The sequence below is a fragment of the Clostridium sp. KNHs216 genome, from assembly GCF_006714885.1.
Lineage (GTDB): Bacteria > Bacillota > Clostridia > Oscillospirales > Acutalibacteraceae > Caproiciproducens.
On the sequence record NZ_VFMF01000001.1, the window covers coordinates 985,973 to 1,009,898 of the forward strand.

Sequence of the window (23,926 nt, forward strand, 5' to 3'; positions counted from 1 at the left end):
TAATCCAGCGACGGGTGTAATTACTTTTAATGAACCAGGCCGCTATGTTGTCGATTGGTGGGTTGCCACTCAATCGTCGCAATCAACAAACGGTATGGTTTTTGCATTATCATCATCGCAGGGCGATTTTCTGGTAGGTAATTCGCCAAATAAGACAGATGAAGTTGTTGGAGTAGGTATTATTGATGTGACCGCGGCGCCGGCCACATTATCTTTAGTCAATTCGAGCACAAGCACAATATTCTTATCCCCACCCGTTCCAATTAAGGCGACTCTTGTCATAGTTGAAGATGATTTATCTTCAGGCGGGCCTACCGGCCCGACTGGTCCGACAGGAGCAACCGGCGATACCGGCCCGACTGGTCCGACAGGAGCAACCGGCGATACCGGCCCAACTGGTCCAACAGGTCCAACCGGTGCGGCGGGTGCCGCAGGTGCAACCGGGGATACCGGTCCAACCGGCGCAGCGGGAGCCGCAGGCGCAACCGGGGATACTGGCCCGACTGGTGCGGCAGGAGCCGCAGGCGCGACCGGCGATACCGGCCCAACCGGCGCGGCGGGAGCCGCAGGTGCAGACGGCGATACCGGTCCAACCGGTGCGGCAGGAGCCGCAGGTGCAGACGGGGATACCGGCCCAACAGGCCCGACTGGTACGACGGGAGCCGCAGGTGCAACCGGCGATACCGGTCCAACCGGCGCGGCAGGAGCAGCAGGTGCAACCGGGGATACCGGTCCAACCGGTGCTGCGGGAGCCGCAGGTGCAGACGGCGATACCGGCCCGACTGGCGCAGCGGGAGCCGCAGGTGCAGACGGCGATACCGGCCCGACCGGCGCGGCAGGAGCCGCAGGTGCGACCGGCGATACCGGCCCAACCGGCGCGGCGGGAGCCGCAGGTGCAGACGGCGATACCGGCCCGACTGGCGCGGCAGGTGCGGCAGGCGCAACCGGGGATACCGGCCCAACTGGTGCGGCAGGAGCCGCAGGCGCAACCGGCAATACCGGCCAGACCGGCCCGACTGGAGCGGCAGGAGCCGCAGGCGCGACCGGAGATACCGGTCCAACTGGCCCGACTGGCGCGGCAGGCGCGGACGGCGATACCGGCCCAACCGGCGCGGCAGGAGCCGCAGGAGCGACCGGGGATACCGGGCCGACCGGCGCGGCAGGAGCCGCAGGTATAGACGGCGATACCGGCCCGACTGGAGCGGCAGGTGCTGCAGGAGCAACCGGCGATACAGGCCCGACTGGTGCGGCAGGAGCCGCAGGTGCAACCGGAGATACCGGCCCAACCGGCGCGGCAGGAGCCGCAGGTGCAGACGGCGATACCGGCCCGACTGGTGCGGCGGGAGCCGCAGGCGCGACCGGTGATACCGGCCCAACCGGCGCGGCGGGAGCCGCAGGTGCAACCGGAGATACCGGTCCAACCGGCGCGGCGGGAGCTGCAGGTGCGACCGGCGATACCGGACCAACCGGTGCAGCGGGAGCTGCAGGTGCGACTGGAGATACCGGCCCGACCGGCGCGGCGGGAGCCGCAGGCGCAGACGGCGATACCGGACCAACCGGCCCGACTGGAGCCGCGGGAGCAACCGGCGATACCGGCCCAACCGGTGCAGCGGGAGCTGCAGGTGCGACTGGGGATACCGGTCCGACTGGCGCGGCGGGAGCCGCAGGCGCGACTGGCGATACCGGCCCAACTGGAGCAGCAGGAGCCGCAGGCGCAGACGGCGATACCGGACCAACCGGCCCGACTGGAGCCGCGGGAGCAACAGGCGATACCGGCCCAACCGGTGCAGCAGGAGCCGCAGGAGCGACTGGGGATACCGGTCCGACTGGCGCAGCGGGAGCCGCGGGTGCAGACGGCGATACCGGCCCGACTGGCGCGGCAGGAGCCGTAGGCGCAACCGGCGATACCGGCCCAACCGGCGCGGCAGGAGCCGCAGGAGCGACCGGGGATACCGGGCCGACCGGCGCGGCAGGAGCCGCAGGTATAGACGGCGATACCGGCCCGACTGGAGCGGCAGGTGCTGCAGGAGCAACCGGCGATACAGGCCCGACTGGTGCGGCAGGAGCCGCAGGTGCAACCGGAGATACCGGCCCAACCGGCGCGGCAGGAGCCGCAGGTGCAGACGGCGATACCGGCCCGACTGGTGCGGCGGGAGCCGCAGGCGCGACCGGTGATACCGGCCCAACCGGCGCGGCGGGAGCCGCAGGTGCAACCGGAGATACCGGTCCAACCGGCGCGGCGGGAGCTGCAGGTGCGACCGGCGATACCGGACCAACCGGTGCAGCGGGAGCTGCAGGTGCGACTGGAGATACCGGCCCGACCGGCGCGGCGGGAGCCGCAGGCGCAGACGGCGATACCGGACCAACCGGCCCGACTGGAGCCGCGGGAGCAACCGGCGATACCGGCCCAACCGGTGCAGCGGGAGCTGCAGGTGCGACTGGGGATACCGGTCCGACTGGCGCGGCGGGAGCCGCAGGCGCGACTGGCGATACCGGCCCAACTGGAGCAGCAGGAGCCGCAGGCGCAGACGGCGATACCGGACCAACCGGCCCGACTGGAGCCGCGGGAGCAACAGGCGATACCGGCCCAACCGGTGCAGCAGGAGCCGCAGGAGCGACTGGGGATACCGGTCCGACTGGCGCAGCGGGAGCCGCGGGTGCAGACGGCGATACCGGCCCGACTGGCGCGGCAGGAGCCGCAGGTGCAGACGGCGATACTGGCCCGACTGGTGCGGCGGGAGCCGCAGGCGCAGACGGCGATACCGGACCAACCGGCCCGACTGGAGCCGCGGGAGCAACCGGCGATACCGGCCCAACCGGTGCGGCGGGAGCTGCAGGTGCGACTGGAGATACCGGCCCGACCGGCGCGGCGGGAGTCACAGGCGCGACTGGAGATACCGGCCCGACCGGCGCGGCGGGAGCCGCAGGTGCGACCGGAGATACCGGTCCAACCGGTGCGGCAGGTGCCGCAGGTGCAGACGGCGATACCGGCCCAACCGGTGCGGCGGGAGCCGCAGGTGCAGACGGCGATACCGGCCCGACCGGCGCGGCGGGAGCCGCAGGTGCAGACGGCGATACCGGCCCGACTGGCGCAGCGGGAGCCGCAGGTGCGACCGGAGATACCGGCCCAACCGGTGCGGCAGGTGCCGCAGGTGCAGACGGTGATACCGGTCCAACCGGCGCGGCGGGAGCCGCAGGTGCAACCGGCGATACCGGCCCGACTGGCGCAGCGGGAGCCGCAGGTGCGACCGGAGATACCGGTCCAACCGGTGCAGCAGGTGCCGCAGGTGCAGACGGTGATACCGGTCCAACTGGCCCGACTGGTGCGGCAGGAGCCACAGGCGCGACTGGAGATACCGGCCCGACTGGTGCGGCAGGAGCCGCAGGTGCGACTGGAGATACCGGTCCAACCGGCACGGCAGGAGCCGCAGGTGCGACTGGAGATACCGGTCCAACCGGCGCGGCGGGAGCCACAGGTGCAGACGGTGATACCGGTCCAACTGGCCCGACTGGTGCGGCAGGAGCCACAGGCGCGACCGGTGATACCGGCCCGACCGGCGCGGCAGGAGCCGCAGGCGCGACTGGAGATACCGGCCCGACTGGTGCGGCAGGAGCCGCAGGTGCGACTGGAGATACCGGTCCAACCGGCACGGCAGGAGCCGCAGGTGCGACTGGAGATACCGGTCCAACCGGCGCGGCGGGAGCCACAGGTGCAGACGGTGATACCGGTCCAACTGGCCCGACTGGTGCGGCAGGAGCCACAGGCGCGACCGGTGATACCGGCCCGACCGGCGCGGCAGGAGCCGCAGGCGCAGACGGCGATACCGGCCCGACTGGCGCGGCAGGAGCCGCAGGTGCAGACGGCGATACCGGCCCGACTGGCCCAACCGGCGCGGCGGGAGCCACAGGCGCAGACGGCGATACCGGCCCAACCGGCCCGACTGGCGCGGCAGGAGCTGCAGGCGCGACTGGGGATACCGGCCCGACTGGTGCGGCGGGAGCCGCAGGAGCGACCGGGGATACTGGCCCAACAGGCCCGACTGGCGCGGCAGGAGCCGCAGGTGCAACCGGCCCTACGGGTGATACTGGTCCAACCGGTGACACGGGTCCGACCGGCGATACCGGCCCAACAGGCGACACTGGCCCAACAGGACCCACTGGACCTACAGGAGATGCGCCGACACAAACTGCGGCTTTCGCATACAACAGCGATGTGGACGTCAATGTGGTACCCGCAGGAACGGTAGTTCCCCTCACTCTGGGTGTTTATATTCCCCCCGGAGAAAGTATTGGTCACGACATTACAGGCGAAAGCTTTACCATTGACGATCCGGGGTTGTACAGGATTGCCTATAATGTAAACATTGAACAAGCAACGAATCTGATTTCGACAGCGCTGCTGATCAACTCTGCCGTTATAGAACCCTCTACAATCGCTCCCACGACCAATATGGTCAGCTATGCCAACGAAATACTCTATGAGGTCACTGCGTCCAACACGACTGTCGCGTTAGTGATGCTGGGAAATACTGAGACAGTTCACCTTACAACCGGCGCCGGGGCGCTTATTACCATCATCAAAATCAGCAGCAATCCGTAATCATGAGGGTGGATCAGACAATTGGCACTGGTGTTTCAGCTTCGTCTAATATAAGTCTGCAACTAGTTGCAGAAGGAATAAAACCTCTGATTAAAAAATATTTTTTCTTGTATCCGAGCACAGAAAAAGCCATCGAAAATTCGATGGCTTTTTCATGTTTATCTTTATATTGGATTTCTACATTTTATAACTTGTTTTTTGAAACGGTCAGTGCGGTTTGCGTTGTTCTAAGAGTGTTACCGCCTGTCCGTCAGATGATTGAACGGGTAAATGGCTATGCTTAGCGCGGCCTTACAATGTACTCGTCGATAAGGTCATCTTTAAGGGTGGCGCAGCCGATACACGGAAGTACCACATCGCCTAAACAGACATCGTATTCCATAGAGTTGGCGTTAAGCTTTACAATCTTTGCACGCACCCTGTACTGTTTCCAAACCTCTTTAAACGCGGCTTTAAGCTCCTGCCTGCCGGTGACAACCAGATCATCAACATGAATTGTGCGTCCTCCGCCATCGTTAAAGCGGCAGTCCTCGGTAAAAAGTCGGGCTATTCCTTCAAAATCGCTGTTATTCATACACTCGATATAGTTTTCAAGAATCATTATAAATCACCCTCCTTTGTGTAAAATCCGATTAAATTGTCCGCCCGATTTTTGCTCCCTCGTAAATTGCTTCAAGAGCGCTTCTGGCTTTTTTCGCGTCACCGATCACATAAACTTCTTTTGCAAAAGATTCCGGTTTTTCAAACGGAGGGATCGCTTTTGAACCAACGGCGAATACAATATTGTCAAATCCGGACAGTACAATCTCCTCTTCGTTTTGTGTTGCGTAAACACTGTTGCCTTCAATTTTGGAAACCGTGGTGTTCGTGTATACTTCGATGCCTTCCTGCTTAAAGCGCTTCATCAGATTGTCCCGAACCGTCATGTAGAGGTCAAGGGCAATGTCGTTGCGCATTTCCACAACAGCAACTCTGGAACAATAATCGCGGCAGAATTCCGCCGTTTCAACACCGACCAAGCCGCCGCCTATTACGAGTGCGCTGTTTCCAAGGATCGACTTTCCAGTTAATACGTCGTTTGCCTGATATACGTTCGGAGCATCGTTACCGGGGATGTTTAAGCGGAACGGAGTTGCGCCGGTTGCAATAACAAGAACATCCGGTTTTTCAGCCCGAATAAGCGCCTCGTCCGCTTCTGTGTTATACACCATTTTGACTCCGTTTTTTTCACACATGGTTTTATAGTAACGGATAGCACGCGTAAGCTCCTGTTTGTAAGGCGGGTAAGAGGCAATCAGGAACTGTCCGCCGACATGGTTTTCGTCATTGCGCTCATAAACGGTTACCTCATGGCCGCGTTGAGCAGCGATCCAAGCGGCTTCCATACCCGCTATACCAGCTCCGATAATCATAACCTTTTTGGGCGTTTCGGTTGGCTGATACTGAACTTCCCTGCGATTGTTGCTCATGGGGTTCAGCATGCAGGAAACGCCCCAGTCGCCTTCCTGAAGAGTACTATGATCATTAAAGCTCATGCAGCGTTGGGTGCATCCAATGCAAGGGATGATTTCAGAAAGGTATCCGCTGGCCATTTTGTTCGGGAAATCCGGGTCGGCAATGGACTGGCGTCCGGTACAGACAAAATCGGTATCGCCGCGCTCAATAGACTGCTCAATGACAAAAGGATCGGAGAACCTTCCGGCCAGCATGACCGGCACCCCCACGGCCTGGCGGATACGTCTGGCCGCGTGCCAGTTCCAGCCTTGCGGAACGTCCGGGGAAGGAACCGTCTCTACCCACGAGCCGTAGGTTCCTGCGGAAACATTCAGCGCATCGGCGCCATAGCTTTCCATCAATCTTGCAAAAACAATGGCCTCGTTTTCTTCCACCCCACCGATTCTGCCTTCAATGGAATCCATCCTGACGATAATTCCAAAGTCTTCGCCACAGGCCTTGCGGATTCCTTCAATAATGAGCTTATGGAAGTATGTCCGGCCTTCATAGCCGCCCCCGAATTCGTCTATACGCTTGTTTGTGCGCGGACTGAAGAACTGAAGTCCCATGTACCCGTGTGCACAATGGAATTCAATCCCATCAAAGCCCGCTCTTTTACACCTTTCAGCGCAGGTGATGTAAGAATGGATCAACTCATAAACCTGCTCGGTTGTATATTCTTCCACTTTGACACGATAGACGACGGAGGGAATGCTGGACGGAGCTGCTGGGGTAAGTCCCTCAATTTCGTCCGGGATCGTTTCGCGGCCCGCGTGGTGCAGCTGCACAAACGCTTTGGCCCCGCCGTTGTGAATAGCTGCGGCAAGCTTGGTTAAACCAGGAAGATACTCTTCAGAATAAAGCCGCGGTTCGCCGGGCATGCCGGTGGCTTTTTCATCGACTGCAGCAATTTCGGTAATGACTATACCGAAACCGCCTTTGGCCCTCGCATGGTAATAGTCGATAGCCATTTGCTTGATGGTTCCATCCATCTCACACATGGCCGAGTCCATTGCGGGAACAACCAAACGGTTTTTAATCAGTACTTTGCCAATGTGCATGGGACTGAAGGTTTTTTCAAAATTCATCAATACGTCCTCCTTATCGACATTATTGTACATAATGACAATCCTATTTTTTACGCCGTGATATCTGACGAAAAAATAATATTATCATTTGTCCTGATGATAATTCAATTGTATATAATTTAACGATTTTCCACTATGTTTGTTTTAACTAAATCAAATAGAGTCATTGTGCATTTTAACAGGAACTGCTATAATCAATCCAAAGAGGTGATTCACTTTGTGGGATGCAAAAGGAAACCATGATTTTCTTGAGATTTACCGCAAATTCCACGCAGTTATGGATCGGCCCGGATTCGGAAATATTGTTAAATGTGCCAGCGAGATATTCGACGCCCCCGTGGTTTTTACAAATGAAGAGTACCACATTGTGGCTCAGTATCCTTTAAAGAAAATCGGAGACTCTGTTTACGACACGCTTCTGGAGAGCGGGACGCTGCCAATTGACACAATTGTGAATTTTCAGAAGGCTTATCTGGAAGAGGATGGCCCGCGCTATGATCCTTTCTTCGCCAACAAAGGTCTAGTGGAAGATATGCCTCGGATTTTCGCCGAGGTGTATGACGACGTCCATATTTACGGCCACATTGCGATTTTCATCAATAAAAACTCCGTTGAACCCTGGCAATTGGAAGCTGCCTCAATTCTTGTCAGTGTGCTGCGGATAAAGGTCAAGCTTTCACAGGATTATGCCCCGTCTCTGTCAAGCGATTTGAATATTCTTTTAAACAGAAACAGCCCTGACAGTGCGAAAAGCAGCGCCGTTTTAAACCTTTCACGGTTTTACAAAAAACCCGGGATTCTGTTGACGGCACCTTTTGGCCGAAACAAAGCCCAGCAGGCTTTGCTGTCTTTCGTTCATAATCCATTTAAAAAAAGATTTTCCGGGGCAGTTTCCACTCTTTTTAAAACAGATCTGGTAAGTCTCGTTCTGGACGAAAAGAAGCACAGCCTCAGTGAAATGAAAAGTCTCGCACAGGAAATGTCCAATTTCCTTTCACGCTATGAAATTTATTGCGGAGCAGTTTATCCGGTTGAAAATTTGTATCTATTACCGGATTATTACTTGCAAAGTCACTTAACAGCTGACCTTGTCGCAAGAGCATATAAAAATAGTCCAAAAGAGAAAGTCCCCCATCTTTCCTATTACGACAGAGGGGACCCCATGCCATTGTATCTGTTTATTTCACAGCAGCCCGGATTTTCCTGCTTTATCGATCCGCTGCTGAAAACAATCGAAGATTACGACATCAAAAACAACACGGAGCTTCTATCTACGCTTAAGTGTTACTGCGAGTCTCTGTTCAATAAAAACCATACGGCCGAAAAGCTGCATATCCATCGGAATACGCTGACTTACCGACTAAACAGAATCGAGGAGCTTTTCCATATCGACTTACAGGATTACAACTGTTTTCTGGATATGATGATCAGCTTTGAGCTAAGTGAATTTTTATGATACACAGATTTATCAGGGCGCCATGGATAGCTTGCAGACCACTCGGCCGGAGTTGATTAAGGCACCGGCATAATGAAAAAACAAACAACAGCCATACTGATACCAAACTTTAAAAAGGAGGTATCAGTATGGCTGTTACTCATAAATCAGTTATATCACTCGGTCTTGTTCAGCGGTGCTTTACATAAACAATTCTTAGAAGCAGCTGCAGGATCTATGTTTGTTATTAATTATGTAATCTTTCTCAGCCTGCAGATGTTTAAAAGCGGTTCCTATTTTCATGCTTGAATAAAAGCTCGCCGCATGGTTGAGGAATCGATCTGCATTTCGCGCCGGTATTTGGCGACGGTTCTTCTTGAAATTGAAACATTTTTCTTCTTGAGACATTCGCAGATATCAAAATCCGAAAGGGGATTCCGGCTGTCTTCACGGCCAATCAGGTCGCGTATCGTGCTTTTGATCTGACTTGAGGAAATATTTTCACTCTCCGCAGTACGGATGGCAGTCGTAAAAAAGGATTTTAACGGAATCGTCCCGTGTTTGCAGGTGATATATTTGCCCTGAATCGCCCTGCTGACCGTGGACTCATGGATTCCAAGCGGTTCGGAGATGTCCGCCAGCTTCATCGGCTTCAGAATCCCATCAAAAAAATAGCTTTTCTGCAGTTCCACAATTTGGCGCAAAACACTGGTCAGTATTTCATTGCGCATGGAAACGCCGTTTAAAAACGATTTTGCACCGATGATCTTTTGACGAAGAAACTCGTGTGTCTCTTCGTCTTTTCCCTTTTCGTACATCTCTTCATAGAACCGGTTAATGGATATCTTCGGAAGAAAATGATCGTTCATTTGGATCCATATGTTTTTCTGCTCCGTGCTGATATTCGCCTCGGGGATCACATATTCCACAGGAGATTCCGTGTTGAAGCCGCAGGAAGGAATGGGCTGCAGCGATTTTATGATTACACAGTAGCCGGCCGCCGATTCGATATCCACCCGGAGGGTTCTGGCGATCTCCTTAATTTTGTTCCTTGCAATCAATTCGAGGCATTCATGAATCATCCGCAGCAAATTCTCATCACCATCAAAGAATTTTTTCACCTGAAGGCTGAGGCACTCCTCTAAATTTTGTGCTCCCACACCGCAGGGCTGCAGGGTCTGCACCAGGCTCAGCGCATGTTTTACCTGCTGGAGCGGCAAGCGCAAGGCAGTGGCGATATTCTGGAGGCTGCTGTCCAGATACCCGGAGGAACTGAGACTTTCAATCATATAGCGGCAAATGGATAATGTCCTTTTATCGGCTTTAATATCCGGAAGCTGGCCTAAAAGATACTCTTTGAAAGTTTCTTCCTTTGTGATCAGGTCAAGGGGGCTGAGGCTGCCGTCTGTTTTTACGGGAATGTGCCTGGAAGTGAAATCCGCCGTCATGCGGCCGTCGCTTTGAAACACGGCGCGGTCCTCCCCCTCCAACTCACCGGTCCACTGGCTGTAGCCGGAGATTCCATCCTCGCAAGCATTATCTTCCATCCAGTCCAGGACCGGGTTTTCCTCCAACTCAAGCTCCATTTTTTCACGGAGCTCAGGAAGCGGCATCTGAAGAATTTTAAGAGTCTGCTGCAATGCAGGACTTATGATTTGAGTCTGAGTGTGCTTTAATGTCAAATCAAGCTTCATATGCCTTCTCCTTATGATAAACTGAATTTCACCGGACCTCTTCCGCGTTCATTTTCTGAGGATGTCGGCTGATCACTTATAAATAAGCAATTTTCGTGCCAACTGATGCGATGTTTTCATAAGGGAAGATTGGCTGTCAGTCCTGAGAAATATGGTACTTGTTAATCAGGCGCCACAGTGTGCTGCGTGAAACTCCAAGCGCATCGGCGGTTTTGCCCCTGTGATATGCATGATTTCTCAAAGCTGCGACGATATCGCTTTTCTGAAGCTGTTCGATGGTTCGATTATCCTCAATGAAAAAAGTAGAATCGATATTTTCCAAAATCATATTCAAATCGATATCCATTGAAAAATTATTTTCCAGAAGAGTTGCGATCCTTTCGGTAATCCCAAGCAGTTCCCGGACATTTCCCGGCCACGAATACCCCGCAATTTTAGGATACAGAGTCTGCATGTATTCTTTGATCAACAGGTAATTCTGATCGGTCAACCGCTGCAGAAAATGGTCTATAATCAGCGGAATATCTTCCTCCCGCTCCCTCAGCGGAGGGATCGCCAGCTTCAGAACATTGATTCTGTAAAACAGGTCCGCCCTGAACCGCCCCTCCTTTACTTCCTTTGCCAGATCTTTGTTTGTTGCACAGATTACCCTTACGTCGATGGGGATCACCCGATCGCTGCTTAATCTTCTGACTTCCCTTTCCTGAAGGACCCGGAGCAGCTGTACCTGAGTTTCCATAGGAATTTCCCCGATTTCGTCCAGAAAAATGGTTCCCCCGTGCGCGACTTCAAATATTCCGGGCTTCCCTCCTTTGGCGGCTCCCGTAAAGGCGCCCTCCTCATAACCGAATAATTCACTGCTCAGCAGGTCTTTCGGCAGTGCGGCACAATTGATTGCGACAAACGGGCCGTTCTTTCTCGGACTGTTATTGTGGATACTTTGGGCAAACAGCTCTTTTCCCGTTCCGGTTTCGCCGGTGATCAGAATGGAGAAATTTGTGTTCGCATAGCCTTTGGCAATCTCCTTGGTACGCTCTATGCTGCGGCTGTTTCCGATGATATTGACGAAATCATATTTGGCAATATGTCCTTTCTTATAGAGCTGCAGGCGGATTTTTTCCTCACTTTTCTGAATATCCTTAATATCCTGAAACATATAGACGGCGCCTTCAAAAATTCCGTTAATGATAATCGGAATTTTATTCACGGAAATCAGGAGATTATGGATTTTAACAATCTTATTGAGCTCCTTTTTCTGGTCGTGCCCCAACGCACTGAATTCAAATGCCGGAACGATATTTGCAATGTCTTTCCCAACGCAGCTGTCCGTCCATTGCAGAATTTTGAAAGCTTCTGTGTTTGCAAGAGTGATGATGTCTTCTTTGTCTACGCTGATAATGGCGTCGTGGGCATAATCCACGACGGTGGTATACTTCTCCAGCTGTATCTTATAGTGCTTTTTTTCTTCCGCTTCCTTTTTTTGCACTCTGAGCAGCTGCTGGGCAACATCCAAAGCCGCATTAATGGACTCCTTCGTGTTTTCGACAACAGTGTAAGGAATTCCCAGCCTTTTCGCTTCCGCCGGAAGCTGAGCGCCCCCGCCCATCAGCATGCTGGCGCCGCTGGTTATGGCTTGTTCCACGCAGTCTTTGTAATCCTGCGTGCCGCTGTAGCCCAAAAGAGAAGCCACCTCTATTTTAAGATAGTCGCAAAGCTTTTTCAGTTCCGGTATGAATTCATAATATTCAACGATGGCAATTTTGCCGGAATACTGCCGCATCAGGTTCAGGTGCCGAAGGTAATCGTTCAGCGTGGTGTTTATTTTTACTACGTTGAACCCCTTTCTGCCGATCACAGACGCGGTCCCTTTTCTGCTTACAAAAATTTTTGCTCCCTGTTTTGACAACTCTTCAGCGGCTCGAACTCCTTCATCCAGGACGCCCACATAAATTCCGATGTCCTCTCCCCTTTTTTGTGCGATGGAAGCCGTTAAATCCGCCAGTGCCTGGGAGGGGGCGACCAAACATATTTCCGGCACTGCCCGCCCGATCTCTTCATTTTTTTTCATTTTGGTTCTCCCTGTACGTTGGAATATATTCCTCAGACGCTCCCGCAAAACAGAAGCGCGCCGATTGCCGCAGAACATCCATTTTACGATTGCGTCGGAACGGAGCGCACAGAAAAGCATCTGCCGCTTCGACAAAATGTTTCAAAATAATCTGAAACATATAAACATTATAAAACAATTTGAATCAAACAACAAGGACCGTGTCTAACATTTTTGAAGCATTTCGCAGACGCGCACCCCTCACTTGACTTTTTTTGCCGGCGCGGATCATGGGCGCTGATGATTTTTTGCAAGGTTGGACAGGACTTGGAACGCAAATTGCTATCATTGTAGTTAGTGCACAATTCCAATGACGTCGATTCGATTAAATAGGAGGGAATGCCGATTTGTGAAAAAACTGTCTGAATGATGACGGGGAGGACAAAAAAGCAATTCGTAAATAAGGGCAAATGAATAGGAGATTGGTGTGATTTTATGTCAATGACAATCAGTGAAAAAATACTGGCGAAAGCCAGCGGCAATGAGAATGTCAAGGCCGGCGATATCGTATGGGCGAAGGTTGACCGGGCTATGATGGACGATGTTCTGGGGCCGAGAGTACAAATCGCGGAACATATGAAGAGATTGAATAAAAAAGTCTGGGATCCCGATAAAGTGATCATTATTTCCGACCATTATACTCCTCCGGCGAATGAGAACCAGGCGGAAATCGTTAAGTTCACCAGGGACTGGGCAAAAGAATACAACATTAAGAATTACTATGAATTCTGCGGCCCGTGCCATCAGGTGATGGTGGAAGGCGGACATGTTTCACCGGGATATCTGGTCGTGGGTACGGACTCACATACGTGCATGTATGGAGCTTTGGGCGCTTTTTCCACCGGAATCGGCTCTACGGAGATGCTCGGCGTGGTGGCGACGGGAGAAATATGGCTGAAAGTACCGGAGACCATTCAATTTGGATTCAGCGGCAAAATAAAGCCCGGCGTAATGGCGAAAGACCTGATCCTGAAAGCGATCGGCACGGTCGGCCACAGCGGCGCAACCTATAAGGCGATGGAATTCGTCGGCGACACAATCAGGAATCTGCCGATGGACGAGCGTTTGTGCATGACGAATATGGCGGTGGAAACCGGTGCGAAAAATGGAATCATCGCATGTGACGAGATCACAAAGGCATATCTGAAAGAAGTCGGCGCGGCGGAAGGCGAAACCTTCACAAGTGATGAAGACGCCGTTTACTTCCACAAATATCAATTCGACGTCTCCGAAATCAACCCTTTGTGCGCCTGCCCGCACGAAGTGGACAATGTGACCGAAATTTCCAGTGTTGGCCATGTCAGAATCGATCAGGCTTATCTTGGTTCCTGCACGGGCGGACGTTATCACGACCTGAAATTAGCGGCAGATATGCTGAAAGGCAGAAAGATCGCAAAGGGAATCCGGTTATTGGTCAATCCGGCATCGCGGCAAATATGGGAAAGATGCGCGAAGGAAGGTATTCTCACCACGCTTTCAGAAGCAGGTGCCACGGTTCTGGCATCCAGCTGCGGAGCCTGTCTGGGAGTCCATTCCGGAGATTTGGCGGGCGGTGAAGTCTGTATTTCATCTACCAACAGAAATTTCCTCGGCCGTATGGGAAGCAAGGATTCCGAAGTATATCTGGCTTCGCCGCTCTCCGTTGCAGCTTCTGCAATTACGGGCGAAATTACCGACCCGAGGGAGTTTTTATAAAGGGACAAAGCGTTGAAGCATAAGCAAAAATAGGGAGGCAACACTGTGGAAAACAAGTTTAGAGGAAAAGTTCATAAATATGGTGACAATATCAATACCGACATCATATCTCCTCCTAATTATATTGAACTCAGCATCAAAGAGGCGGCAGCCTATACGATGTACCCAATTGACAAAGATTTTTCCAAGAAATTCAAACCCGGTGATATTCTGGTCGCGGAAAACAATTTTGGGTCAGGCTCCAGCAGGGAGACAGCCCCGCTGTGCCTTAGAGAATTGGGAGTAAAAGTAATCTTAGCGAAATCTTTTGCAAGAATTTTTTACAGAAACGCGATCAATTTGGGCCTGCTGGTCATTGAGTGTCAGGAGACGGACAAAATCTCCGATGGGGATGAAATAGAAGTGGATTTTTTCGACGGGAAGGTCAGCAATCTCACCAGGTCCGAAGTTTATAAATCCACAAAAATGCCGGAGCATATCCTGAAACTGGTAAACGCAGGAGGACTGATACCGTTTTTGGAGCAATCGATCGATTGATAAGTGGTGGATAAAATAAAATATTTTTGGGGGAATTGAAATGAAAAAGGGATATTTGTATATCGTTTTAGCGGCATTGCTGTACAGCACGCAGGAAATTTCCGGTAAATTTTTGGCGACCACGGGAAAAATGGATCCGATACAGGTCACCTTCATCGTATTTACCATTGGAACCATCATTCTGGCGCCCATGGCGTTCAAGGAGATGAAGAAGGAAAAGCTGAAACTGACCGCGAAGGATTGGGCATATTTTATCCCGATGGGAATCTTATGCGTTCCCGTGTCGATGCTGTGCCTGCAGTTTGCGGTCACCTATACGGCGGCGTCTACTTCAGCGGTGGTTTTCTGTTCCAACGCAATTTTTACCATACCGTTTGCAGTCATGATTTTGAAATCTAAGATCAGTAAAACCGATCTCATTTCCATGGCTATCAGCATCGTCGGCGTTATCGTTATCTTTAACCCGGTAAGCCTGCTCACCGGAATGACCGGAGGCCGCAACCTCACAGGGATTCTGTATGCATTGGTTGCCGCGGTAGCATGGGCCATCTTTAACGTCTGCAGCAAGACGAGAATCGGCTACTATGGCTCTTATGTGCTGAACTTCTTTTGTTTCCTGGTCGGAATCATTGTTCTGTTTTTGATACTGGTAATCACCAAAAGGCCGATCCTCTCCGGAATCGCACCCCAGAGCGTCATCATCCTTCTTTACATGGGAATCTTCATCAAGGCTTTCAGCTACATATTCTTCCTTGGAGCCGTGAAGCTGACTTCCCCCGTCATGACCTCCATGGTGTTCCTGATAAAGCCTGCCCTGGCTACGATTTTAGCAATTGTTCTGCTTGGCGAGACAATTGTGCCAAACGTCGTAATCGGCATTCTGTTTGTCCTGGTGGGCTCCTTTGTCAGCTTTTCCAGCAACCGCAAAGCGGAGAAGGAGAAACAGAAATTAGCAAGCGCAAACCCGCAATAGCCGGAACCAGAGACCTGTTCACAGAATTCAGACGACACTGAATTCCCGGTAAAATCAGCATTGTCACAGAAGCAAGCCTTCTATACTTTGCCGGCAAAACCTTCCCTGAGCAGAGAAGCTGTCCCTGGGACGGTTCCGAAACCAATGAAGAGCCAAAACGCACACCTGATTGTGATGCGTTTTGGCTCTTTTTCTTGAAACGACCGGGGCCTGACCCAAAAACCGGTCAGGCCCTTTTCTGATGAAAAATTGACAGACAAACTATTTAAGAGTCCCCAATCGTAAAATATACAAGACGCATATAATCCCTGTAGGCTGGAATATCCAGTGAGATCCGCAGAAAGCCTTTGTTTTCCCTATGTTTTTGCAGCAATTCATTCTGAACACCATACTGTTTGTTAATGTTTTCTTTTCTGCCGTCCGGGTGCAGCAAATTAATCGCTCCACTACACTCGTTTACTGTCTGTAAAAAGTTTTTCATATTAAAGACGTCCAGTTTTATCATTGCAGACCCTCCATTCATGAGAAAACGGTTGCGGTGATTGCAATGAGCTTTGCTTTTTCAGATTGCCCCATCACCTTTACGGATATCATTATAGTGCAATCTTTTCTGGATAAATATCATATTTCCGCCTTTATATATCATTATCCCGCCATTTTCTGCGATACTCTGCGGGAGTACAGCCGGCATGTTCCCGAAACATTTTTCCGAAATAGCTGCTGCTTCCCAATCCGCAGGCGCGGCTGATAAACGTAATGGATTCCCGGCTTTTAGCCAGCAGATGGCACGCCATTTGCAGCCGGTAACTTTTTATATATTCCACAGGCGTCATATGCAGGCAATCATGGAATGCCCGAAAGCACTCACGTTCACTGGAAAAAGCAGCAGCGGCAATTTCCCCGATTGAGATTTTCTCTGCATAATGTTCATGGATATAGATCATCATCAATTTTATCTTATCATTTATTCTGTCATAATCTCCCCCCTCCCTCAGTAAAGGGGAAGACATGGTAAGAAGGCGGAGCCATATGTCAGACAAAGATGCGCGCAGTTTGATTTCGTATCCAAAATCGTTTTCAGAAAGGTTAAAAGATTCCCGGATTGTATTTAATAACGGTGCCTGTTCCGGATGATCGGGATATAATGCTATGATTTCCAACTGTGAATGCGCGATAACCGGTGTAATATACCTTTGTTCGATCCGGCACCCCTGCTCTCCGGCGATAAAAGAAGGATCGAAAATATGCAGAAGCTGAATGGTTCCTTCCGCCTGCGGCTTTGTCATATGAAGCACATTCGAATTGACCAACCCGCCGGAACCTGTGGGAAATACCTTTTTTCCTTTTGGCGTATAATATTCCAGTGTACCGCTTTGCATATAAAAAAGTTCTACTGCTTTATGCCAGTGCCATGGTACGAAACGTCCTATAAAATCAGCGTGAGAAGCGATATATGGAAAATCAGACGCGAAATCAGGCAACCGTTCCTCTTTACTTCCCGCATGAAATTCTATATTGGAGATATTTCTCAAATCTCTTTCCGCTCCTTTCGCCCTGCATACTTTTCCGGACGGATAACCGTGTCTATTATAACATGAATATTCAAAACGTGAAATTTGAAATTGAACCTCTGAAAAGCCAATTACATCAACCGTACGGAAACGGAGCAGGAATCATGGGTCCCGCCTATAGCCATTAAAACAAATCGGGCTCTCATTTTTATGAGAGCCCGATTTGTTTTCCGTCTGTATAAAACGTTATTAAGATAATCTGTTTTTGAAATCGGCGTACCCGAAGCTCCTGATCACCGTCAGTTCGCCGTTTCGCCTGCGCAGTGCGATGGATGGCAGACAAATCCCGTTAAAGGTGTTGTTTTTTACCATCGAATAAATCGCCATATCACAAAAGGCAAGGCGGTCGCCCGGTTTTAAGGGATGATCGAAGGAGTAATCGCCAATGACGTCTCCCGCCAGACAGGTAGCACCCGCAAGACGGTAGGTATATGCTTTTTCGCCGGCGTTTCCGCTTTCGTAAAGGGGCGGACGGTAGGGCATTTCGATCACATCGGGCATATGGCAGGCCGCCGAAGCATCCAGCAGGGCTGTTTCGACGCCGTTTTTTACAATGTCCAGCACACTGGTTACCAGAAAGCCCGCATTCAGCGCCACCGCTTCCCCCGGCTCAAGATAAACCTCGACACCGTATTTTGCCCGAAAGCGCCGGATATAGGCAATCAGCGCGTCCCGGTCATAATCCGGGCGGGTGATGTGGTGCCCGCCCCCGAAGTTCACCCATTTCATCTGCGGCAAAAATGCGCCGAACTTGTCCTCTACCGCCGCCAGTGTTTCCATTAACGCATCGCTGTTTTGCTCGCACAGAGTATGAAAATGCAGTCCTTCAATCCCCTCGAGCAGGTCCGGACGAAAATTTTGGAGTGTTACCCCTAACCTTGAACCGGCCGCACAGGGGTCGTAGATACCGTGCTCCTGTGTGGAATGCTCCGGATTGATCCGGATTCCGAAGCTTTTTCCGGAAGCGAGCGACTGACGCCTATACTTTTCCCACTGATAAAAGGAATTGAAGGTAATGTGGTCGCAGATTCTTAATATTTCTTCAAAATCATTTTCAAGATAAGCGGCCGAAAAAATATGCGTTTCTCCTCCCATTTCTTCGTGCCCCAGCTTTGCTTCAAAAAGCCCGCTTGCAGTGGTTCCGTCAAGATATTGCCTGATCAGCGGATAGACTGCAAACATCGAAAAGGCTTTTTGCGCCAGCAGAATTTTACAGCCGGCCCGCCGGGCGGTGTCGCGGAGGATTTCCAGATTTTTTATAAGAAGCGCCTCATCCACCACATAGCAAGGGGTGGGAAGCGCAAAGATACGGGGATCCATCATTCCACCAGGACGGGGGCAAAGTCTTCGATCCAGGGCAGTCCCCATTGATTGAGTGCATCCATGAACGGATCGGGATCAAATTCCTCAATATTCCAGACCCCCGGTTTGTTCCATGTGCCGTTCATCACCAGCATAGCGCCGATCATAGCGGGCACGCCGGTGGTATATGAAATCGCCTGGGAGCCCACCTCACGATAGCATTCCTGATGGTCGCAGATATTGTAGAGGCAGTAGGTTTTATCCTTGCCGTCCTTTTTCCCCTGAAAGATACAGCCGATGTTCGTCTTGCCGACCGTGCGCGGGCCAAGCGAAGCAGGGTCGGGCAGGACCGCCTTTAAAAATTGCAGGGGTACAATCTCGCGCCCCTCGTACAGAATCGGCTTGATGGAGGTCATGCCCACGTTTTCCAAGCACTTCAGATGGGTCAGATAGCTTTCGCCAAAGGTCATGAAAAAACGGATGCGGCGGATACCGGGGATGTTGAGGGCAAGGCTTTCGATTTCCTCATGATGCAGCAGATACATATCCTTGGGCCCTACTCCCGCAAAGTCGTACCGGCGCTTGATCTCCATCGGTTCGGTTTCCACCCAGCCCCCGTCTTCCCAGTAGCTGCCTTTGGCGGATACCTCACGGATGTTGATTTCGGGGTTAAAGTTGGTGGCAAAGGGATACCCGTGGTCACCGCCGTTGCAATCGAGGATATCGATCTCGCTGATTTCATCAAACTGGTGCTTGAGCGCATAGGCCGAGAATACGCCGGTTACGCCGGGGTCAAAGCCGCTGCCCAGCAGCGCGCAGATCCCCGCCTCGCGAAAGCGTTCGCGATAGTCCCACTGCCATTTATACTCAAATTTGGCGGTATCGGTCGGTTCATAGTTGGCGGTATCGACGTAGTGCGTTTTGGTGGCAAGGCAGGCTTCCATAATGCTTAAATCCTGATATGGCAGGGCCAGATTCAGGACGACATCGGGCTGAAAGTCCCGGATCAGCGCAACCAGCTCGTCCACCTTGTCGGCATCTACCCGCGCGGTGTGGATTTTGGTTTTGGTACTGGCCTGCAGCGAATCCTTCAGAGTGTCGCATTTCGATTTGGTGCGGCTGGCAATCATAATCTCTTCAAAGGCATCGCTGTTCTGACAGCACTTGTGGATGGCAACGCCCGCCACACCCCCGCAGCCGATGATCATACATTTACCCATTTTCCATTTCTCCTTTTAGCTGTAATAGTAGTTCTCTGACGATTTTACAGGCGACGGCTGTGGAGGCCCCGCTATGGTCGTAGTGGGGGGATAGCTCGTTGATATCACAGCCTACAATATTCAGCCGGTGCAGCTGCAGAACGGCGTCTAAAAGCTCCTGAAAACCGACTCCGCCCGGCTCGGGAGTGCCCGTGCCGCAAAACACAGAGGGGTCCAGCACATCCAAATCCAGCGAGAAGTAGACGGGTTTTCCCGCCAGACTGGGCAGAAACGACTCGAAATCGTGCAGGTTGAACGGATGAAGGTCGGTATGGGCCCCCGCAAATTCAAATTCGTACCGCTCTCCGCTGCGGATGCCGAACTGGTGTATCCTGCCGTCTCCCACCAGCTTCCAGATCTGCCGCATGACCGTGGCGTGGGAAAGCTCCTCGCCCAGATAATCGCTGCGCAGGTCGGTATGCGCGTCAAAATGGATGATATGCAGCCCGGGATAGCGCTCCAGCACCGCCCGCACCGCACCAAGGGTGATCAAGTGTTCGCCGCCCAGCATAACGGGCAGCTTGCCGTCTTCCAGCACCCGTGCGGTATACTCCTGTGTCAGCGCGAGCATCCGCCGGGGATTGCCGAAGGGCGGCTCTAAATCGCCGCCGTCAAAGATACGGCAGTCGGTAAGGTCGCGGCCGCAGTACGGCGAGTAGGTTTCAAGCCCAAAGCTTTCTCCGCGGATTGCGGCGGGGCCGAAGCGTGCGCCGGGGCGAAAGGAGGTCGTACCGTCAAACGGCACGCCAAAGAGCGCGATATCCGCTTCGTCGTACTCTGCTTCGCAGGACAAAAAGCATTGCAGATTCCTATTCATTTTCGCTCAGCGCCTCCTCGATGTAATTTGCCAGATAAAACGAGCCCCTGTGCAGATTGGTATTGTAGTAACGTGTCGGAATGCCCAGGGCATTCCAGCGTTCCGCGTCCAGATTTCTCAGCGGATGCAGCCCCTTGGAGGCGAAGCCGAACAGCCACTGCCCCGAGGGATAGGTGGGGATATGCGCCTGATAGACACGCGCCAGCGGAAATACCGAAACAATCCGCTTATGCGCCGCCTTCATGGCTTTGGCATCCTCGCTATAGAAGGGGCTTTCGTGCTGGTTGACCATGATCCCGTTCCGGCGCAGCGCTTTCATGCAGTTGCCGTAAAACTCTTTGGTAAAAAGCACTTCACCCGGTCCCGAGGGGTCGGTGGAATCGACGATAATCAGGTCGTATTCCTCCTCTGCCGAACGGACAAAGCGCAGACCGTCGTTAAAATGCAGCCGGACCTTTGGATTATCAAACCCGCAGGCGGTCTGAGGCAGATACTGTTTGCAGACAGCGACCACGCGCCGGTCAATCTCTACCACGTCGATCTGCTCAATGTCCGGATATTTACCGAGCTCTCTGGCTGCGCCGCCGTCTCCCCCGCCGATCAGCAGCACCCGTTTGACCTCCGGGCTGACAGCCATCGGAACGTGGGTAATCATCTCGTGATAAATAAACTCGTCCCGCTCGGTGAGCATCAGCACGCCGTCCAGCGTCAAAAAGCGCCCGAACTCGGGGGAGTCATACACGGCGATTTTCTGATAATCGCTTTGCTCGCTGTGTAACTGCGCGTTTACCCTGATCGAAAAGCGCACGTTGGGCGTATCATATTCGCTGTACCATAAATCGTCCATCACCCTTCTCCTTTCAGCACGTTCAGGCTGCTTACATCCATGCTCTCGGGCCCTGTAAGCAAGCAGCCCTTTTCCTTTGCATACCGGACGTATGCAATAATTTCCCCGGTAACACGCTCGCCCGGGCCAAGAATCGGGATCCCCGGCGGATAGCACATCACAAATTCGGCACATATCCTGCCCGCGCACTGCGCAAGCGGCAGGCTCTGCTTATCGCCGTAAAAGGCCGCCTGCGGGGACAGCACCACGTCGGGGCTGATATATTCGCTCTCGGGCATCTCTCTGACAGGGCGCTTGTAAAGCCGCCGGATTTCGCCCAGGGCACTGATAAGCCGTTCGATATGCTTGTTTTTATCCCCAAGTGAAATATAGGCAAGGATATTTCCCAAATCGCCGAATTCCACCTGAATATCATATTCCTCACGCAGAATATCGTAGACCTCAATACCCGCCAAACCCAGAGCACGGGTGTTGACCGAAAGTTTGGTGGCGTCAAAATCAAAAAAGCTGTCGCCGTTGCACAGCTCCCTGCCGTAGGCGTAATAATCACCCAGCTTGTTGATTTCCTCCCGGGCATACTGTGAAAAGCGTTTGACCTTCTCAAACAGCTCTTCCCCGCGCAGAGCGAGGTTGCGGCGTGAAATGTCCAGGCTGGAAAGCAGCAGGTAAGACGCGCTGGTGGTTTGGGTCAGGTTGATAATCTGCCGCACATAGTGGGCGTTCACATGCTCCCCGCACAGCAGGATCGAGCTTTGCGTAAGCGAGCCGCCCGATTTATGCATGCTCACGGCCGCCATATCCGCGCCCGCCGCCATAGCGGAAACCGGCATATCCTTCCCAAAATAAAAGTGCGTGCCGTGGGCTTCGTCCACCAGTACCTTCATTCCCTGCGCGTGGGCCAGCCGGGTGATTTGCTTTAAATCAGAGCAAATGCCGTAGTAAGTGGGGTTATTGACTAAAATTGCTTTCGCTTCCGGATGCTCCGCGATTGCCCGTTTGACATCGGCGACCGATATGCCCAGTGCGATACCGATTTTTTTGTCGGTCCGGGGATTGATATAAACAGGCACCGCACCGCAGAGTACCAGGGCGTTGATTGCGCTCTGGTGCACATTGCGCGGCAGGATAATCCGCTCGCCCGCCTTCACGTGGGAAAGGATCATCGCCTGCACCGAAGAGGTCGTACCGCCCACCATAAAAAAAGCGTGCGCCGCGCCAAAGGCCTGTGCGGCCAAGGCTTCGGCTTCTTGGAGTACCCCCGTGGGGTGGCACAGGTTGTCCAGAGGCTTCATCGAATTAACGTCGACGGAAAGGCAGCGTTCGCCCAAAAACTCGGTCAGCTCCCGGTTGCCCTTGCCCCGCTTATGCCCCGGAACATCGAACGGTACAAGACCGCCGTCCCTCACGCGCTCCAGCGCTTCATAAAGGGGAGCCTGATTTTGTTTCATTGGGCTCCACCCTCCTGATAAATGTTTTCGCCGCTGAAAATCTCGATCATCTCCTGCCGCAGCGCCTGTGTAATGTCCAAACGCAGCTTTGGCGGGATTTCATAAACATCGGAATTAAAAAGGTAGTTCTGCAAAACGATATCCTTGATAAGCATTTTGGTGTGGTAGATGTTTGCCTGATAAACGTTGATGTCAATGGCATCGTATTTCTTTAATGTTTCCGGCGTAATGAAATTTTGGATCGAGCTGATTTTCTGGTCGGTAAACAGCTTTTTCCCCTCTACGTCGCGGGTAAAGCCGCGTACGCGGTAATCCATGGTGATGATATCCGAGTCAAAGCTGTTGATGAGAAACTCAAGAGTGGAAAGCGGCGTAATCTCCCCGCAGGTGGCTACGTCAATATCCACCCGGAAGGTTGCGATCGAGGTCCCGGGATGATATTCGGGATAGGTGTGTACGCTGACATGGCTTTTATTCAGATGCGCCACCACTGTTTCACCGCTGAGGTTTTGCACCATGCTTTCTTCGGCAATTAAAAGGGTTACCGACGCCCCCTGCGGTTCGTAGTCCTGCTTTGAAATATTCAGCACCGTTGCGCCGATCATTTCCGTCAGGTGGGTAAGGATCGCGGTCAGGCGCTCGGAATTGTACTGCTCGTTGATGTATTTGATATAGTCCTGCTGCTCGCGGGGGGTTTTTGCATAACAAATATCATAAATATTGAAACAGAGCGATTTTGTCAGATTATTAAAACCGTACAGGCTTAGCTTATCCGCCATGATAATTCCTCCCTAAATAAAAAAATAAGTGCGCCACAGTATACTGTGACACACCTATAAAATCAATTCAATATAAACAGCACCACACGGAACACCACGATTTTCACATGGATATGCCGTAAGGAAGGATTGCTTTCGTGCTGATGTTTCAGAGTCTATATAGCAAAGAACTTACTTTTACTACTCTTATTGACCGTTTTACAAGTGTGTACCATAGTACACTTCGGGCGAATGAACCCAACAGGCAATTAAGTTGCCAGCTTATAAAAGTTGCGCTTTT

Annotated in this window: 18 protein-coding genes; 6 read left to right on the forward strand and 12 right to left on the reverse strand. The window is 52.6% G+C overall.

Annotated features, from left to right (window positions below; all coding sequences use genetic code 11):
- The first annotated feature begins 187 nt into the window (after window positions 1-187).
- The gene (locus LY85_RS19435) at window positions 188-4,600 is read left to right on the forward strand and encodes a hypothetical protein (RefSeq protein ID WP_207705546.1); all 4,413 of its coding nucleotides are present in this window, start codon (window positions 188-190) and stop codon (window positions 4,598-4,600) included.
- Between the two features lie 8 nt (window positions 4,601-4,608).
- Window positions 4,609-4,884 (forward strand): hypothetical protein, encoded by a 276-nt coding sequence (locus LY85_RS04895; RefSeq protein ID WP_141825702.1) that lies wholly within the window; start codon window positions 4,609-4,611, stop codon window positions 4,882-4,884.
- Here LY85_RS04895 and LY85_RS04900 read toward each other — a convergent pair.
- Entirely contained in the window at window positions 4,881-5,201 is a 321-nt protein-coding gene (locus LY85_RS04900; RefSeq protein WP_141825703.1) for a nuclear transport factor 2 family protein, read from the reverse strand. The two genes, LY85_RS04895 and LY85_RS04900, sit on opposite strands and share 4 nt — an antisense overlap.
- A gap of 31 nt (window positions 5,202-5,232) precedes the next feature.
- Entirely contained in the window at window positions 5,233-7,182 is a 1,950-nt protein-coding gene (locus LY85_RS04905) for an NAD(P)/FAD-dependent oxidoreductase (protein WP_185741107.1), read from the reverse strand.
- Window positions 7,183-7,399: 217 nt separating this feature from the next.
- Here LY85_RS04905 and LY85_RS04910 point away from each other — a divergent pair, with 217 nt between their 5' ends.
- Window positions 7,400-8,638 carry a PucR family transcriptional regulator gene (locus LY85_RS04910; protein ID WP_141825705.1) on the forward strand — a complete coding sequence of 413 codons (1,239 nt, stop codon included), beginning with the start codon at window positions 7,400-7,402 and terminating at the stop codon, window positions 8,636-8,638.
- A gap of 278 nt (window positions 8,639-8,916) precedes the next feature.
- Here LY85_RS04910 and rpoN read toward each other — a convergent pair whose 3' ends face one another.
- Entirely contained in the window at window positions 8,917-10,311 is a 1,395-nt protein-coding gene (gene rpoN / locus LY85_RS04915) for an RNA polymerase factor sigma-54 (protein ID WP_141825706.1), read from the reverse strand.
- A gap of 136 nt (window positions 10,312-10,447) precedes the next feature.
- Window positions 10,448-12,379: a sigma 54-interacting transcriptional regulator gene (locus LY85_RS04920; protein WP_185741108.1), complete on the reverse strand. Its 1,932-nt coding sequence runs from the start codon at window positions 12,377-12,379 to the stop codon at window positions 10,448-10,450.
- A 474-nt stretch (window positions 12,380-12,853) separates the two neighbouring features.
- Here LY85_RS04920 and LY85_RS04925 point away from each other — a divergent pair, with 474 nt between their 5' ends.
- The 3 genes from LY85_RS04925 to LY85_RS04935 are packed head-to-tail and all read left to right on the forward strand — an operon-like array spanning window position 12,854 to window position 15,623.
- Complete coding sequence (locus LY85_RS04925) at window positions 12,854-14,113, forward strand: 3-isopropylmalate dehydratase large subunit (protein ID WP_141825708.1); 1,260 nt, start codon at window positions 12,854-12,856, stop codon at window positions 14,111-14,113.
- A gap of 45 nt (window positions 14,114-14,158) precedes the next feature.
- Window positions 14,159-14,650, forward strand: coding sequence for a 3-isopropylmalate dehydratase (gene leuD / locus LY85_RS04930; RefSeq protein WP_141825709.1), 492 nt, complete (start codon window positions 14,159-14,161; stop codon window positions 14,648-14,650).
- Between the two features lie 40 nt (window positions 14,651-14,690).
- Complete coding sequence (locus LY85_RS04935; RefSeq protein WP_141825710.1) at window positions 14,691-15,623, forward strand: DMT family transporter; 933 nt, start codon at window positions 14,691-14,693, stop codon at window positions 15,621-15,623.
- Window positions 15,624-15,888: 265 nt separating this feature from the next.
- Here the strand turns inward: LY85_RS04935 and LY85_RS04940 are convergent, their stop codons facing one another.
- The 8 genes from LY85_RS04940 to speD form a co-directional block, all read right to left on the reverse strand.
- Window positions 15,889-16,128 (reverse strand): ribonuclease HII, encoded by a 240-nt coding sequence (locus LY85_RS04940; protein ID WP_141825711.1) that lies wholly within the window; start codon window positions 16,126-16,128, stop codon window positions 15,889-15,891.
- Window positions 16,129-16,258: 130 nt separating this feature from the next.
- Window positions 16,259-17,155, reverse strand: coding sequence for a helix-turn-helix domain-containing protein (locus LY85_RS04945; RefSeq protein ID WP_141825712.1), 897 nt, complete (start codon window positions 17,153-17,155; stop codon window positions 16,259-16,261).
- 228 nt (window positions 17,156-17,383) lie between these two features.
- A complete protein-coding gene (gene nspC / locus LY85_RS04950; protein ID WP_141827976.1) occupies window positions 17,384-18,514 on the reverse strand; it encodes a carboxynorspermidine decarboxylase in 1,131 nt (376 codons plus the stop codon).
- Window positions 18,514-19,716, reverse strand: coding sequence for a saccharopine dehydrogenase family protein (locus LY85_RS04955; RefSeq protein ID WP_141825713.1), 1,203 nt, complete (start codon window positions 19,714-19,716; stop codon window positions 18,514-18,516). The genes nspC and LY85_RS04955 overlap by 1 nt, the downstream gene beginning before the upstream one ends.
- The gene (gene speB, locus LY85_RS04960; protein ID WP_141825714.1) at window positions 19,709-20,572 is read right to left on the reverse strand and encodes an agmatinase; all 864 of its coding nucleotides are present in this window, start codon (window positions 20,570-20,572) and stop codon (window positions 19,709-19,711) included. Before speB ends, LY85_RS04955 begins: the two co-directional genes overlap by 8 nt.
- Window positions 20,565-21,419, reverse strand: coding sequence for a polyamine aminopropyltransferase (gene speE / locus LY85_RS04965; RefSeq protein WP_141825715.1), 855 nt, complete (start codon window positions 21,417-21,419; stop codon window positions 20,565-20,567). Before speE ends, speB begins: the two co-directional genes overlap by 8 nt.
- Complete coding sequence (locus tag LY85_RS04970; RefSeq protein ID WP_141825716.1) at window positions 21,419-22,867, reverse strand: aminotransferase class I/II-fold pyridoxal phosphate-dependent enzyme; 1,449 nt, start codon at window positions 22,865-22,867, stop codon at window positions 21,419-21,421. Before LY85_RS04970 ends, speE begins: the two co-directional genes overlap by 1 nt.
- Entirely contained in the window at window positions 22,864-23,646 is a 783-nt protein-coding gene (gene speD, locus LY85_RS04975; RefSeq protein WP_141825717.1) for an adenosylmethionine decarboxylase, read from the reverse strand. Before speD ends, LY85_RS04970 begins: the two co-directional genes overlap by 4 nt.
- Window positions 23,647-23,926: the final 280 nt, after the last annotated feature.

Coding starts and splice junctions, on each gene's coding strand:
- LY85_RS04900 (WP_141825703.1), bottom strand. CDS start 5,201: ATGATTCTTGAAAACTATATCGAGTGTATGAATAACAGCGATTTTGAA.
- LY85_RS04905 (WP_185741107.1), bottom strand. CDS start 7,182: ATGAATTTTGAAAAAACCTTCAGTCCCATGCACATTGGCAAAGTACTG.
- rpoN (WP_141825706.1), bottom strand. CDS start 10,311: ATGAAGCTTGATTTGACATTAAAGCACACTCAGACTCAAATCATAAGT.
- LY85_RS04920 (WP_185741108.1), bottom strand. CDS start 12,379: ATGAAAAAAAATGAAGAGATCGGGCGGGCAGTGCCGGAAATATGTTTG.
- LY85_RS04925 (WP_141825708.1), top strand. CDS start 12,854: ATGTCAATGACAATCAGTGAAAAAATACTGGCGAAAGCCAGCGGCAAT.
- LY85_RS04935 (WP_141825710.1), top strand. CDS start 14,691: ATGAAAAAGGGATATTTGTATATCGTTTTAGCGGCATTGCTGTACAGC.
- LY85_RS04940 (WP_141825711.1), bottom strand. CDS start 16,128: ATGATAAAACTGGACGTCTTTAATATGAAAAACTTTTTACAGACAGTA.
- nspC (WP_141827976.1), bottom strand. CDS start 18,514: ATGGATCCCCGTATCTTTGCGCTTCCCACCCCTTGCTATGTGGTGGAT.
- LY85_RS04955 (WP_141825713.1), bottom strand. CDS start 19,716: ATGGGTAAATGTATGATCATCGGCTGCGGGGGTGTGGCGGGCGTTGCC.
- speB (WP_141825714.1), bottom strand. CDS start 20,572: ATGAATAGGAATCTGCAATGCTTTTTGTCCTGCGAAGCAGAGTACGAC.
- speE (WP_141825715.1), bottom strand. CDS start 21,419: ATGGACGATTTATGGTACAGCGAATATGATACGCCCAACGTGCGCTTT.
- LY85_RS04970 (WP_141825716.1), bottom strand. CDS start 22,867: ATGAAACAAAATCAGGCTCCCCTTTATGAAGCGCTGGAGCGCGTGAGG.
- speD (WP_141825717.1), bottom strand. CDS start 23,646: ATGGCGGATAAGCTAAGCCTGTACGGTTTTAATAATCTGACAAAATCG.